This is a genomic window from Ruegeria sp. BF12 (genome assembly GCF_056538705.1).
Genome location: NZ_JBQFTP010000004.1, coordinates 138,788 through 152,479 on the forward strand (window position 1 = coordinate 138,788; position 13,692 = coordinate 152,479).

14 protein-coding genes are annotated in these 13,692 nt (G+C 59.3%); 13 read left to right on the forward strand and 1 reads right to left on the reverse strand.

Going from position 1 to position 13,692, the window contains the following annotated elements; genetic code table 11:
* Window positions 1-44: 44 nt before the first annotated feature.
* The 4 genes from ruvC (at window position 45) to ACR0J0_RS09015 (ending at window position 2,927) form a co-directional block, all read left to right on the forward strand.
* A complete protein-coding gene (ruvC, locus tag ACR0J0_RS09000; RefSeq protein WP_480663123.1) occupies window positions 45-542 on the forward strand; it encodes a crossover junction endodeoxyribonuclease RuvC in 498 nt (165 codons plus the stop codon).
* Window positions 539-1,216, forward strand: a complete 678-nt coding sequence (gene ruvA / locus ACR0J0_RS09005; protein ID WP_480663126.1) for a Holliday junction branch migration protein RuvA — start codon at window positions 539-541, stop codon at window positions 1,214-1,216. Before ruvC ends, ruvA begins: the two co-directional genes overlap by 4 nt.
* 4 nt (window positions 1,217-1,220) lie before the next feature.
* Window positions 1,221-2,240 carry a Holliday junction branch migration DNA helicase RuvB gene (gene ruvB / locus ACR0J0_RS09010; RefSeq protein WP_480663128.1) on the forward strand — a complete coding sequence of 340 codons (1,020 nt, stop codon included), beginning with the start codon at window positions 1,221-1,223 and terminating at the stop codon, window positions 2,238-2,240.
* A 63-nt stretch (window positions 2,241-2,303) separates the two neighbouring features.
* Complete coding sequence (locus ACR0J0_RS09015) at window positions 2,304-2,927, forward strand: hypothetical protein (RefSeq protein ID WP_480663404.1); 624 nt, start codon at window positions 2,304-2,306, stop codon at window positions 2,925-2,927.
* Between the two features lie 16 nt (window positions 2,928-2,943).
* On the opposite strand, the gene ACR0J0_RS09020 is transcribed toward ACR0J0_RS09015, so the two are convergent.
* Window positions 2,944-4,650, reverse strand: a complete 1,707-nt coding sequence (locus ACR0J0_RS09020; protein WP_480663130.1) for a SulP family inorganic anion transporter — start codon at window positions 4,648-4,650, stop codon at window positions 2,944-2,946.
* A 200-nt stretch (window positions 4,651-4,850) separates the two neighbouring features.
* Here ACR0J0_RS09020 and ybgC point away from each other — a divergent pair, with 200 nt between their 5' ends.
* From ybgC to ftsH, 9 genes are all read left to right on the forward strand, one after another.
* The gene (ybgC, locus tag ACR0J0_RS09025; protein ID WP_480663133.1) at window positions 4,851-5,258 is read left to right on the forward strand and encodes a tol-pal system-associated acyl-CoA thioesterase; all 408 of its coding nucleotides are present in this window, start codon (window positions 4,851-4,853) and stop codon (window positions 5,256-5,258) included.
* A gap of 109 nt (window positions 5,259-5,367) precedes the next feature.
* Window positions 5,368-6,063 (forward strand): protein TolQ, encoded by a 696-nt coding sequence (gene tolQ / locus ACR0J0_RS09030; protein WP_480663135.1) that lies wholly within the window; start codon window positions 5,368-5,370, stop codon window positions 6,061-6,063.
* 1 nt (window position 6,064) lies between these two features.
* Entirely contained in the window at window positions 6,065-6,541 is a 477-nt protein-coding gene (gene tolR, locus ACR0J0_RS09035) for a protein TolR (RefSeq protein ID WP_480663137.1), read from the forward strand.
* Between the two features lie 9 nt (window positions 6,542-6,550).
* Window positions 6,551-7,651: an energy transducer TonB family protein gene (locus tag ACR0J0_RS09040; RefSeq protein WP_480663139.1), complete on the forward strand. Its 1,101-nt coding sequence runs from the start codon at window positions 6,551-6,553 to the stop codon at window positions 7,649-7,651.
* Window positions 7,648-8,967, forward strand: coding sequence for a Tol-Pal system beta propeller repeat protein TolB (tolB, locus tag ACR0J0_RS09045; protein WP_480663140.1), 1,320 nt, complete (start codon window positions 7,648-7,650; stop codon window positions 8,965-8,967). Before ACR0J0_RS09040 ends, tolB begins: the two co-directional genes overlap by 4 nt.
* Window positions 8,968-9,056: 89 nt before the next feature.
* The gene (pal, locus tag ACR0J0_RS09050; protein WP_480663142.1) at window positions 9,057-9,560 is read left to right on the forward strand and encodes a peptidoglycan-associated lipoprotein Pal; all 504 of its coding nucleotides are present in this window, start codon (window positions 9,057-9,059) and stop codon (window positions 9,558-9,560) included.
* 4 nt (window positions 9,561-9,564) lie between these two features.
* Window positions 9,565-10,389 (forward strand): tol-pal system protein YbgF, encoded by an 825-nt coding sequence (ybgF, locus tag ACR0J0_RS09055; RefSeq protein ID WP_480663144.1) that lies wholly within the window; start codon window positions 9,565-9,567, stop codon window positions 10,387-10,389.
* Window positions 10,386-11,639, forward strand: coding sequence for a tRNA lysidine(34) synthetase TilS (gene tilS, locus ACR0J0_RS09060; RefSeq protein WP_480663146.1), 1,254 nt, complete (start codon window positions 10,386-10,388; stop codon window positions 11,637-11,639). Before ybgF ends, tilS begins: the two co-directional genes overlap by 4 nt.
* 76 nt (window positions 11,640-11,715) lie before the next feature.
* Window positions 11,716-13,632, forward strand: a complete 1,917-nt coding sequence (gene ftsH, locus ACR0J0_RS09065; RefSeq protein ID WP_480663148.1) for an ATP-dependent zinc metalloprotease FtsH — start codon at window positions 11,716-11,718, stop codon at window positions 13,630-13,632.
* The last annotated feature ends 60 nt before the right edge of the window (window positions 13,633-13,692 follow it).

The window sequence follows — 13,692 nt, forward strand, 5'->3', positions numbered from 1 at the left end:
CCGAAAGAAAGATCACAAAAAACCCGAGCAGGCCGAGGCAAAACATGCGGATTTTGGGCATTGATCCGGGGCTCAGGACCCTGGGGTGGGGCGTCATCGAATCGCATGGCAGCCGCCTGAGCCACGTTGCCAACGGGTTGTGCAAATCTGACGGGGACGATCTGGGCGAACGCTTGCTGTCGCTTCACAATCAAATCGTCGAAGTCATCGCCGAATACCAACCCGATCAGGCGGCCATTGAACAGACCTTTGTCAACAAAGACGGGGCTGGGACGCTGAAGCTGGGTCAGGCGCGCGGCGTCGCGTTGCTGACATTGGCGCAAGCAGGGCTGCCGGTAGGGGAGTATGCGCCCAACCGGGTCAAGAAAACGGTCGTGGGTGTTGGACACGCCGAGAAAGAGCAGGTTCTTCATATGGTCAAATTGCAATTGCCGGGCTGCCAGCCCAAGGGGGCCGATGCGGCGGATGCGCTGGCGATTGCCATCTGCCACTCCTACTACGGCGCGGCACCACAGGCGCGCATGAAAGAGGTGCGGGCATGATCGGAAAACTAACCGGGCGGCTGGACTACCGGGCCGCGGACCACGTGCTGATTGACGTGCGCGGAGTTGGTTATATCGTTTACTGCTCGGATCGGACGATGGCGGCGCTGCCGGGTGTGGGAGAGGCGGTCTCGATTTACACCGACATGGTCGTACGCGAGGACCTGATGCAGCTGTATGGCTTCCTGTCGCTGGTCGAAAAGGAATGGCATCGCCTGCTGTGCTCGGTTCAGGGCGTCGGGGCTAAGGTCTCGCTGGCCATCCTCAGCGCTTTGGGGCCGGACGGCGTCAGCCGAGCGATTGCGCTGGGTGACTGGGGCGCGGTCAAGGCGGCCAAAGGGGTAGGGCCAAAGACTGCTCAGCGGATCGTGCTGGACCTCAAGGACAAGGCGCCGGGTGTAATGGCGATGGGCGGAACCGTGACCGAGGCGATGGACGGCCCGGAATTGGAGGTCGTGGAATCGTCCGAACCTGCGCCTGCACCCAGACGGGCCGTAAGACCAGCCTCAGGGTCGGCAGCGGCCTCTGCCGGGGCATTGTCGGCCCTGTCCAATCTGGGGTATGGACCGTCCGAGGCAGCCTCGGCTGTCGCCGAAGCGGCGGCGAGTTTGCCTGATGCGGGTGAGTCGGATCTGATCCGCGCCGCTTTGAAACTGCTGGCTCCGAAAGGGTGACTGAATGGTAGATGCCGACCCCACCCTGCGCCCCGAGCCCATGCCCGAGGACAACGACCGCGCGCTTCGACCGCAAGGGCTGGACGAGTTCATTGGTCAAGCCGAGGCGCGCGCCAACCTGCGCATTTTCATCCAGTCCGCCCGTCAGCGGGGCGAGGCTATGGATCACACGTTGTTTCATGGCCCTCCGGGCTTGGGTAAGACGACGCTGGCGCAGATCATGGCACGCGAGTTGGGGGTGAATTTCCGCATGACCTCGGGGCCGGTTTTGGCCAAGGCGGGGGATTTGGCTGCGATCCTGACCAATCTGGAATCGCGGGATGTGCTGTTTATCGACGAGATTCATCGCCTGAATCCGGCGGTGGAAGAAGTCCTGTACCCGGCGATGGAAGATTTCGAACTCGATCTGGTGATCGGTGAAGGCCCTGCGGCGCGGACAGTGCGGATAGAGTTGCAGCCGTTTACATTGGTCGGCGCAACGACCCGGATGGGTCTGCTGACGACCCCATTGCGCGACCGGTTCGGTATTCCAACGCGGCTGCAGTTCTATACGGTCGACGAATTGCACGAGATTGTCACTCGCAACGCGCGCAAGCTGGGCGCACCTGCCGATGACGAAGGTGCCCGTGAAATCGCGCGCCGTTCCCGCGGGACTCCACGGATTGCGGGACGGCTGCTGCGCCGGGTGGTGGACTTTGCCATAGTCGAAGGCGACGGACGGATCACTCGCGAATTGGCGGATGGCGCGCTGACGCGGTTGGGAGTCGACAACTTGGGGCTGGATGGCGCTGACCGTCGATACCTCAAACTGATTGCCGAAAACTATGCCGGTGGTCCGGTTGGGATTGAAACCCTGTCTGCGGCCCTTTCGGAAAGTCGGGATTCGCTGGAAGAGGTGATCGAACCTTATCTGTTGCAGCAGGGTCTGATTCAGCGAACACCGCGCGGGCGGATGTTGGCGCAGAAGGCGTGGACACATCTGGGTATGGCCGCGCCACGTGGGCAAAGTGATCTGTTTGGTTGAAGCTGGGCAGCGAAGATTTTATGCCTTCGGCGAGAACACTTGCAAAAAGATGAAGGACTGCGCGTGACACCGGACGAGATTCAGGCCCTGTTTACCCGTGAAAGTGGTGAGTTCCTTTTCGCGCGCTGGGGTCGCCCTATCGTGCCGATCGTTTTTGGTGTCGATGACGAGACGCTGGCGACCGTGAAAGGTGCCTTCGAGGCGGTCGTGTCTTTGGCCGATCACAAGATGGCCGAGACCGATCCAGAACTGGGTGCGAATTGCATGGTATTCTTTTTCCGTGACTGGAAAGAGCTCTTGGAGGTTCCCGATCTGGACCGATTGGTTCCTGATTTGGGCCCGTTGGTTGATCGATTGATCGCAGCGGACGCCAACCAGTACCGCGTTTTCCGGTTTGAGGAAGATGGCGCGATCCGCGCAGCCTTTGTGTTTCTGCGAATGGACAAGGAATTGTCCAAAGTCCCGGCCGAGACCTTGGCGCTTAGCCAAGTGGTGCAGACCGTCCTGCTGTGGTCCGATACGGCCTTTCGCACGAAATCTCCGCTTGCGGTTGCCGGTGGTTCGACGATCCTGCGCCCGGACATCGCGGGGTTGATCCGTGCGGCCTATGATCCGGTGCTGCCGGGGGCGGCGCAGGATGCCTCTCATGCGCTACGCTTGTTTGCGAGACTGCATCAGCCCCAATGAGGCTACTCAGCCAATATTATCGTTCGGTGACGCTGCGCTGGTGAAAGGCATTCAACAGGTCGCTGCCGGCGTCGAAGTAGGCATCATCCCCCACCCGGGCGGTGACGCCGTACCGGTTCAGCTCTGACCGGACATGCGGCTCGACGAGCAGAAAGACCAGCTTGATGTTCTTCGCGCTTAACAGCTTCTGCACGTTGCGCAGCGTATACCCGGCGGTGAAATCCACGTCGTCGATGGCTGAGGCCTCGATGCAGAACCACTGCAATTTGGTTGCGGAATCTCGCGCGATTGCTGTGATCTCATCCGAAAGCCGTTGCGTGTTTGCGTAATACAGGCTGTGAGAAAAGCGATAGATGACCAGGCCGGGTTCGAACTGGTTTGGCGTTGAAATGGGTTTGGAATGCCATCCGCCGTCGTCGTTTTTGACGATCACCGAGTTCTTGGGGCGATATCCGCGGCGGGTATGGTCGATCAGCGACAGAACCATCGCAAAGATGATGCCCTGTTCCACGCCCACAAAGACCACCACGGCCGCGGTCGCAACAGCGATCCAGAATTCGGACCGGGCTTGTTTGTAAATCGCGGTCAAGCCTTTCAGATCGATCAGCTTGACACCAATCAGAAAAACGACGGCGGACAGCGCCGCGTTTGGCAGGTAAGCCAGCGGGCCGGTAAGGAACAGGATAACCACCAGAACAATCAAAACCGTTGTTAGCTGAGCGACCTGACTGCGCCCCCCCGCGCTCGCCACCATCTCGGTTTTAGTGGGGCTGCCGTTGACCACAAATGTCCCCGTAAATGCGGCACCCAGATTGGCGAGGCCCAACCCCACGAGATCGGTGTTCTCGCTGAATTTCTCTTCATACCGCGCGGCATAGGCCCGCGAAGTTGCGGCGCTTTGCGCAAGGATTACGACGAAGATGGACAACGCGGTGGGCAGCAACTGTTTGAACAAGTTCCAACTCCAGTCCACATCCGGTATCGAAAATGCGGGCAGGCCACTGGGAACCGCGCCCAGAATGGCGATGCCCGACTCGGTGAACTGAAAGGCCCAGCTGCAAGCGATCACCCCCAAAATGGCGAATAGCGGGCCGGGCAGTTTGGGGGAAACCCTTCTGCACCCGACAACTACTGCCAAAACAGCCAGCGATACAACCAATGTTGGCCAGCTTGTCTGATCCATGTTCAGGATCGTCTCTTTCAGCTTGGCGATTGTTCCGTGGCCTTCGGTCTTGATCCCCAGAAGGCCGGGGATCTCTCCGGTTGCGACCTGAATGCCTACGCCGGTCAAAAAGCCGACCAGCACTGTCCGGGACAGGAAGTCGGCCAGAAACCCAAGGCCGATGATGCGCGCTGCAATCAGCAGGACTGCTGCCATGAGGGCCAGAAGTGATGCTAGTGCCAAGTATTCCGACGACCCGGAAACGGCCATTCCCGCAAGCGCCGAGGCAGTGATCGCGGCTGTTGCCGAATCTGCGCCGACCACCAGATGGCGGGAGGACCCGAACAGCGCGAACAGGGCCATCGGGATGAGAATGGTGTACAGGCCCGTCACAACAGGTGTGCCTGCGATCTTGGTATAGCCCATGACTTCAGGGATCGCGAGACAGGCAAAGGTCAGACCGGCCAGGACTTCCGCCGGCAGGCTGGCGCGATTGAGCGGCAAGACGCCCCGAAGGATCGGAAGAGCGAATTTTCTCTCTTCTGTGTCGGGCTTAGCCATTCGGTCACCAGTCGATTTCACGTCAGTTGTCAGAAAGACTAATCGGCAAATTTCAATATATCGATAGTGAGCATCCGATGATTCCAAATTTGTCCCCACGAGGGGATTGCAGGAACAGCGGCAAGCATGCATCTGTGTCTGGGAAAGGTTTGCCCGAAACTTAACGTATTGATGCCAATTGAAAGACCGGACCTGATATCATGGCCAATGAAGTCAACGCCCCTCACAAGCATGTCTTTCCGATCCGGGTCTATTACGAAGATACCGACATGGGCGGTGTCGTCTATCACGCAAACTACCTAAAATTCATCGAACGCGCGCGATCGGACTATGTCCGTCGTCTGGGAAATGATCAGAACGCGATGCGGGACGGTGGGATCGTATGGGTCGTGCGCCGGATTGAGGCAGACTACCTGTCGCCGGCGAAGTTTGACGATGAACTGATCGTTGAAACCTGGCTTTCCTCGATTTCCGGGGTCCGTTTGACCATGGGGCAGCTTGTAAAGCGCGGCGAGACCGAGGTTTTTAGGGCCTCGGTGACTGCGGTTTGCATGAATGCGCAGGGCAAACCAGTGCGTCTTCCGGCAGAGATTCGCGCATTGATGTAACAATTTGTCGGTCCGGGGTGGTTATGTTGGCTTTTCGTAACCAACTGCGTTAGCGTTTGGCAAAACAAGGCCAAACGAACGGCCGTCAGGCAAAACAAAGAGCAGGTTCATGGAAGCTGAAACGCTGGCGCTGGCGCAGGAGATCGATTTCTCCATGTGGGGGCTGTATGCCCGCGCGACCTTTATCGTCAAACTGGTGATGTTGATGCTGGTTGGCGCATCCATCTGGTCTTGGGCGATCATCATTCAGAAACTGATCAACTATCGCGCCGCCCGCCGCGAGGCGCAGGTGTTTGATGAATCCTTCTGGTCGGGCAATCCGCTGGACGAGCTGTTCGAACATATCGGCACGCAACCCGATGGCAGTTCCGAGAAGATATTCGCCGCCGGTATGATTGAGTGGCGCAGGTCGCATCGAACCGATGGTGGCCTGATCGCAGGTGCCACGGCGCGGATCGACCGCTCGATGGATGTGGCAATCGCCAAAGAAGCTGAGACGCTGCAAAAGGGCTTACCCATCCTGGCAACGGTCGGGTCGACGGCCCCGTTTATCGGCCTGTTCGGTACCGTGTGGGGCATCATGAATGCCTTTATCGAGATTGCCGAACAGCAGAACACGAACCTGGCGATTGTTGCCCCCGGTATTGCCGAGGCTCTGTTGGCCACGGGGCTGGGCCTGTTGGCCGCGATCCCGGCGGTGATTTTCTACAACAAGCTCAGCGCGGACAGTGACCGGATCGTCGGCGGCTATGAAGCCTTTGCCGACGAATTCGCGACCATCCTGTCGCGCCAGTTGGACAGCTGACATGGGTGCGGCGGTTCAGCAATCCTCAGGCGGGAACGGGCGCAGACGTGGGCGTCGGCGCGGCCGCGCGCAGCCGATGGCCGAGATCAACGTGACACCGTTTGTGGATGTCATGCTGGTGCTGCTGATCATCTTTATGGTCGCGGCGCCGCTGCTGACAGTTGGTGTGCCGGTGGATTTGCCGAAAACGGCCGCAAGCGCCTTGCCGGGCGACAACGAAGAGCCTTTGACCGTGACTTTGACAGCCGACGGACGGGTGCAAATTCAGACCACGGATGTTGTGCGCGAAGAGTTGATTGGTAAACTGCGCGCCATTGCGGCAGAGCGCAGCAGCGACCGTGTGTTCCTGCGGGCCGATGGTGCCATCCCCTATGCGCAGGTGATGCAGATCATGGGCGCGCTGAACGCAGGTGGGTTTTCCAATGTGGGGCTTGTTACAGACACCGGCGGCCCGTCATTGGACGAAGGTGGAGAGTGAGGCCGCGCGGTGGATACCGGCACCAAGATCTCGGCAATTGCCCATGTCAGTTTGATTTCATGGGCTCTGTTTGGCGGCACCTTCAGGTCCGAACCATTGCCTATGCCTGTGCAGGATATTTCCGTGATTACGGCTGAGCAGTTCGCGGCGATGACCGCGCAGCGCGAAGCGCCGGAGGTTCCCACGCCTGCGGCCTTGCAACAGCCTGAGGCACCTGAGGAAGAGATCCCGACACCTGAACCTGTGGAAGAGGAACCTCCGACACCAGAGGTGTCCGAGCCAATTGAACCCGAACCGGAACAACAGCCCGAGGCGGTCGCGCCACCGCCCGAGCCGATCGTGATCGAGCAACCTCCGGCGCTTGAGACGCCTGAACCGGAAGCCGTTGTTTTGCCGGTGCCACCGGGGCCCGAAGCGCAGCCACGTCCTGCGGATAAAGTCGCGCCGGAACCCGTTGCTCCGCCACCGCCCGAGGCAGCGCCGGATGACATCGAGTCACCGGCTGTTTCGCTGGACGAGGGGGCCGAGACTCAGCAAGAGCAGCAGGATCAGACTGCGCCGGAAGAAGCGACAGACGAAATCGTGACCGAGGCGGAAGAGGCCAAGGAATATGCGCCACGCAGTTCTCCACGCCCGCTGGTGCGGCCGAACCGGCCGACGCCTCCGGCACAGCCCGAAGTGGCCGAGGTTGAGGAGCCATCGCCGCCGGAACCTGCGCCAAGCGACGAGGCTGCCATTAACGATGCGCTGGCAGAAGCATTGCAGCAAAGCAGTGAACCGTCAGGCCCACCCCTGACCGCTGGTGAGAAAGATGCCATGCGATTGGCTGTGTCGCAGTGCTGGAATGTCGGCTCGTTGTCCACGGATGCGTTGCAAACGGTTGTGGTCGTTGGGTTTTCACTGACGCCAGACGGCAAGGTGATCGGGGGCAGCCTGCGGATGTTGGACAGTTCCGGCGGGACTGCGACGTCGGCCAAACAAGCCTATGACGCCGCCCGGCGAGCGATTTTGCGCTGTGGGGCCAAAGGATACACCCTGCCTGCTGACAAATACGATCAATGGCGGGATATTGAGATTACATTCAATCCCGAGAGGATGCGGATCAAATGATTAGATTTCTGACCAGCCTGTTGCTTGGCCTGACAATTTTGGCAGCGCCGGTGCATGCCCAAAGCGGACCGCTGCGGCTGGAACTGGATCAGGGGATCATCGAACCCTTGCCCTTTGCCGTGCCGAACTTCGTGCCCGATGGGCCAGCGGCCACGCAATATGCCAACGACATCTCACGTGTTGTCGCCGCCGATCTGACCGGAACCGGGTTGTTCCGAGAAATCTCGTCAGATGCGTTCATCAGCCGGGTCAGCAGTTTCGATGCCCCGGTGCAGTTTGCAGACTGGAAAGCGATCAACGCCGAAGCCTTGGTGACCGGGGCCGTGAATGTCTCGGGCAAGCGCTTGACGGTGCGGTTCCGGGTTTGGGATGTGTTCTCGGGCCAGGAATTGGGTAACGGTCTGCAGTTTTCCGGCACAACGGATGGATGGCGTCGCATGGCGCACAAAGTGGCCGATCAGGTCTATAGCCGCGTGACCGGCGAGGGCGGGTATTTCGACAGCCGCGTGGCGTTTGTCTCGGAAAGCGGGCCCAAGGATCAGCGCCTGAAGCGACTGGCCATCATGGATTATGATGGGGCAAACGTTCAGTATCTGACCGATAGCTCTGCGATCGTTCTGGCGCCGCGCTTTTCTCCCTCTGGTGATCGTTTGCTCTATACCAGCTATGAAACGGGGCAGCCGCGCATCTATGTTCTGGACGTTGATCGCGTCAAACGGACCGAGTTGAAGACACAGGACGGCACGATGAGCTTTTCTCCGCGCTTTTCGCCCGATGGTCGTTCGATTGTTTACTCGTTGATTCAGGGTGGCAATACCGACCTTTGGAAAATGGACCTGGCTTCGGGCCAAAGCGTGCGCCTGACCAACACTCCGGCGATTGAAACCGCGCCCAGCTATTCGCCGGACGGCTCGCAGATCGTGTTTGAAAGCGATCGCTCGGGTACGCCGCAGCTGTACATTATGCCCGCAAATGGCGGAGAGGCGACTCGGATCAGCTTCGGACAGGGGCGCTATGGTACGCCGGTCTGGTCGCCGCGTGGTGACTTGATTGCCTTTACCAAGCAGAACAAGGGTCGGTTCCATATCGGGGTCATGCGCACGGACGGCAGCGAGGAACGCCTTTTGACCTCGTCCTTTTTGGACGAAGGGCCGACATGGTCTCCAAACGGGCGTGTCATCATGTTCACGCGCGAGTCGCAGGGCGCAAGCGGTCGGGCGACGCTGTATTCAGTGGATATCTCGGGCCGGAACCTGCGCCCGGTGCGCACGCCAGACGGGGGCAGCGACCCATCCTGGGGGCCATTGCAGAAGTGATCATTGCAGGGGGTTGGAAATGTTCACAAATTTCCTGCACTGTGATAACAGAGACGGCAATAAAGCGATAAAACGACGAGGCACCTGAAATGAATGTATTGGGCAAAGTCATAGCATTGGGCGCGCTGGGCATTATGGCCGCCTGCACTAACAATGATCCGTCCGGATTGGGTGGAGGCGCAGGTGGTAACGGTTCGATCGTACCTGGATCGCCCAGCGACCCACGCTCACCGGCCTATTTCCAGCAGACCGTGGGCGACCGCGTGTTGTTCGAAGTGGACCAGTCGACGCTGACGGCGCAGGCGCAGACCGTGTTGCAGGGGCAGGCGGATTGGTTGCTGGCCAACACGGATTTTGTGGCCACGATCGAAGGGCATGCGGACGAACAAGGCACCCGCGAATACAACCTTGCGCTGGGCGCGCGTCGGGCAAACGCAGCGCGTGAGTTCCTGATTTCGCGTGGGGTCGCAGGGAACCGACTGACGACCGTCAGCTACGGCAAGGAGCGCCCGATCGAAATTTGCAGCACCGAGGAATGCTATTCCAAAAACCGCCGCGCGGTGACGGTGCTGACCGGTTCAACCTTGGGGTAAGACAATGCGAATTGCAGGATGGGTACTGGCCGCGGTCGTAGCGACCGTAGGGGTCGCCAATGCACAGGATCAGCAGACCCTGGCGGACATTCGTCAGGAATTGACAGTGCTGCACGTGGAAATTCAGCGCCTGAAGCGCGAGTTTTCGACCACCGGGTCCCCGGCACCCAACCTGTCCGGCAGTTCCGTTCTGGAACGGGTCGATGCCATTGAGGCCGAGTTGCAGCGCCTTACACGGCAGACAGAACAGTTGAACCAGCGTGTTCAGAACATCGTCACAGACGGGACCAACCGGATCGGTGATCTCGAATTCCGGCTGGTCGAGCTGGAAGGTGGTGATCTTAGCACGCTTGGGGAAACCTCGACACTGGGTGGAGAGACTGAAGTCACTGCTGCAGCGCCGGCCACACCATCCGCGCCGCCAGTAACCGATCCGGGCGAACTTGCGGTTGGCGAGCGGGCCGATTTTGACGCCGCATCCCAAGCCCTCGCGGATGGCAACTTTCAGGCCGCCGCCGAACAGTTTGCCACGTTCGAAACTTCGTATCCCGGCAGCCCCTTGGCGCCCGAAGCCAACCTGAAACGGGGGCAGGCACTTGTTGGCCTGGGTGACACTCGCGAGGCGGCGCGTGCCTTCCTGGCCAGCTTCACCGGTGATTCCGAAGGCGCATTTGCCCCCGAAGCGTTGTTTGAACTTGGTGCGGCACTTGGACGCCTGGGTCAGACCGACCAGGCCTGCATTACCCTCAGCGAGGTGGGCGTCCGTTTCCCGAGCACAACCTCGGCAACGAGTGCCACTCAGGAAATGGCGTCGCTGGGCTGTTCTTGACGGGACATGAAGACAAATTTCGCGCCGATATCCGGGCGCGGTTGCCTGAAAACCTGCCAGCCCGTCTGGGCGTGGCGGTATCCGGTGGGGGCGACTCGGTTGCCCTGCTTTTGCTTTTGAACGAGATCGCTCAGAGCGAGAAGGTAGAACTGTTTGCTGCAACGGTTGACCATCGGTTGCGTCCTGATTCAGCCGCTGAAGCTGACAAAGTGAGTAAACTCGCTGCGCGTTTGGGCATTCCGCATCAAACGCTGGTCTGGGATGGCTGGACCGGTGACGGAAACTTGCAGGATCAGGCCCGGCAGGCGCGCTACCATTTGTTGACCGAATGGGCGCGGCGCAACGCCATCAACGCGATTGCCCTTGGCCATACGGCAGACGATCAGGCCGAAACGTTTCTGATGCGTCTGGGTCGAGCAGCAGGCGTTACGGGGCTAGCGGGGATGCCTGCCGCCCGCGATCAAGATGGTGTGACCCTGCTGCGTCCGATGCTGAAGATCACCCGAAAACAACTGCGCGACTATCTGGCGGAAAAGGGCGTGGAGTGGATCGAGGACCCTTCGAATCACGATCTTCGGTTCGACCGGATCAAAGCGCGACAGGCGTTGTCCGGCCTCGAAGGATTGGGCATTACAGCCGGATCTCTGACGCGCGTTTCTGAAAACCTTGCACAAGCGCGTGAGGCATTGGCGCGCTATACGCAGGAATCCGCCCGCAAAATTGCCATGGTTGACGCTGGCGATATTTGCTTGGACCGACGCGGGGTTCAGGCCCTGCCACAGGAGATTAAGCGCCGGATTCTGGTCGGCTGCGTCGCTTGGATCGCGGGTGTAGGGTATCCGCCGCGCCAAACCACAGTGGAACAGGCTCTGAAAGCGATTGATGAGGGCACGAGAACCTCAATTGGTGGCTGCCTGCTGATCCCTAAAGGCAATAAGATGTGGATTTGCAGAGAGCTAAACGCGGTACTGGGCAAATCCGTAAACCCTGGCGAGTTGTGGGACAAGCGCTGGATTCTGTCGGGGCCGACCGTTGCTGGGGCCGAAATTCGCCCATTGGGAGATAAAGGATTGCCAAAGGTTCCGGATTGGCGGGAATTGGGCAAACCTCGCGCCGCATTGCTGGCCTCACCAGCTGTTTGGATCGGGGACGATCTGCTTGCCGCACCTCTTGCAGGGTTTGCCAATGGTTGGACCGCCGAATTCGCCCCGGAAACGCCCGAGTTTCACTCTTCTCTTTTATCGCATTGAACCTGCTTGAATCATCTCTATTTTATAGAGCAACCCGGCAGATCCCCATCTGCCGAAATCTTTTGGGAGATTTTCCTTGGGCAACGCTCGTAACATCGCCTTCTGGGTCGTTCTGTTTCTGCTGATCCTTGCACTGTTCAATCTGTTCAGTGGGCCAGGCGGAACGCTTCAGAATAACGAAAGAACCTATTCCGATTTTGTCACTGCGGTTGAAAGCGGCGAAGTCAAGAACGTGACGCTGGATGGCGAGCAGATTCGCTATACCACTCAAAGCGGCGCGAACTACGTCACCATCAAACCCGGTGATGCCGAAGTCACCAAACTGCTGATCGACGAGAACATCCCAGTTCGCGCCGAAAAGCAGCAGCAGTCCGGCTTCCAGTCCTTCCTGATCACTCTGTTGCCCTTCCTGTTGCTGATCGGCGTTTGGGTCTATTTCATGAACCGGATGCAGGGCGGCGGCAAAGGTGGAGCGATGGGTTTTGGCAAGTCCAAGGCCAAGATGCTGACCGAAAAGCACGGCCGCGTGACATTTGACGACGTTGCAGGCATCGATGAAGCCAAGGAAGAACTGGAAGAGATCGTGGAATTCCTGCGCAACCCGCAGAAGTTCAGCCGTCTGGGCGGTAAGATCCCGAAAGGCGCACTGCTGGTTGGCCCTCCGGGTACTGGTAAAACGCTGCTGGCGCGTGCCATCGCGGGTGAGGCGGGTGTGCCGTTCTTCACCATCTCGGGTTCTGACTTCGTTGAGATGTTCGTTGGTGTTGGTGCATCCCGTGTGCGCGACATGTTCGAGCAGGCCAAAAAGAACGCGCCTTGCATCGTGTTCATCGACGAGATCGACGCCGTGGGTCGCCATCGTGGTGCCGGTTATGGCGGCGGCAACGATGAACGCGAACAGACGCTCAACCAGTTGCTGGTTGAAATGGACGGGTTCGAGGCCAATGAGGGCGTGATCATTCTGGCGGCCACCAACCGTAAGGATGTTCTGGACCCCGCGCTGCTGCGTCCGGGCCGTTTCGACCGCAACGTCACCGTTGGCAACCCCGACATCAAAGGCCGCGAGAAGATCCTGGGCGTGCACGCGCGCAAGACACCTCTGGGCCCCGATGTCGATCTGCGCATCATCGCGCGGGGTACGCCAGGCTTCTCGGGTGCTGATCTGGCAAACCTCGTGAACGAGGCGGCGCTGATGGCTGCGCGTGTGGGTCGCCGCTTTGTCACCATGGAAGACTTCGAGAACGCCAAGGACAAGGTGATGATGGGGGCCGAGCGCCGCTCGATGGTGCTGACCCAGGATCAGAAGGAAAAGACCGCCTATCATGAGGCAGGCCACGCCGTCGTCGGTCTGGAGCTGCCGCTGTGCGATCCGGTCTACAAGGCAACTATTATTCCGCGCGGTGGTGCACTTGGTATGGTTGTCTCTTTGCCGGAAATGGACCGTCTGAACTATCACCGTGATGAGTGTGAGCAGAAGCTGGCAATGACCATGGCTGGTAAGGCTGCCGAGGTCATCAAATACGGTGAAGATCACGTTTCGAACGGCCCGGCCGGTGATATCATGCAGGCAAGCCAATTGGCGCGTGCCATGGTGATGCGCTGGGGTATGTCGGACAAGGTCGGTAACATTGATTATGCCGAAGCTCACGAAGGCTATCAGGGCAACACCGCTGGATTCTCGGTTTCGGCACATACGAAAGAGCTGATCGAGGAAGAGGTGAAACGCTTGATCCAGCAGGGTTACGAGCGTGCGCACAAAATCCTGACCGAAAAGAACGAGGAATGGGAGCGTCTGGCGCAAGGTCTGCTGGAATACGAAACCCTGACCGGGGACGAGATCAAGCGCGTCATGAATGGCGACTCGCCGAATGAAGGCGATGACGAAGGCGACAGCCCGGATGAAGGCAACGCGCCCAGCGTCACCGCGATACCCAAGACCAAGGTCAAGAAAACCCCGCCTGAGGGCGGGATGGAGCCGGAACCTTCGGCTTAAGAGAACAAGACCCGGGCATTGTCCCGGGTCTTTATTTTGGGCCTTTTCATTTCGCACCGG

Excerpts from the sequence above, each read along its gene's own strand:
- tolQ (WP_480663135.1), top strand. The coding sequence starts at position 5,368 with ATGGAAGCTGAAACGCTGGCGCTGGCGCAGGAGATCGATTTCTCCATG.
- ybgF (WP_480663144.1), top strand. The coding sequence starts at position 9,565 with ATGCGAATTGCAGGATGGGTACTGGCCGCGGTCGTAGCGACCGTAGGG.
- ruvB (WP_480663128.1), top strand. The coding sequence starts at position 1,221 with ATGGTAGATGCCGACCCCACCCTGCGCCCCGAGCCCATGCCCGAGGAC.
- ybgC (WP_480663133.1), top strand. The coding sequence starts at position 4,851 with ATGGCCAATGAAGTCAACGCCCCTCACAAGCATGTCTTTCCGATCCGG.
- pal (WP_480663142.1), top strand. The coding sequence starts at position 9,057 with ATGAATGTATTGGGCAAAGTCATAGCATTGGGCGCGCTGGGCATTATG.
- ruvC (WP_480663123.1), top strand. The coding sequence starts at position 45 with ATGCGGATTTTGGGCATTGATCCGGGGCTCAGGACCCTGGGGTGGGGC.
- ruvA (WP_480663126.1), top strand. The coding sequence starts at position 539 with ATGATCGGAAAACTAACCGGGCGGCTGGACTACCGGGCCGCGGACCAC.
- tolB (WP_480663140.1), top strand. The coding sequence starts at position 7,648 with ATGATTAGATTTCTGACCAGCCTGTTGCTTGGCCTGACAATTTTGGCA.
- ACR0J0_RS09020 (WP_480663130.1), bottom strand. The coding sequence starts at position 4,650 with ATGGCTAAGCCCGACACAGAAGAGAGAAAATTCGCTCTTCCGATCCTT.
- tolR (WP_480663137.1), top strand. The coding sequence starts at position 6,065 with ATGGGTGCGGCGGTTCAGCAATCCTCAGGCGGGAACGGGCGCAGACGT.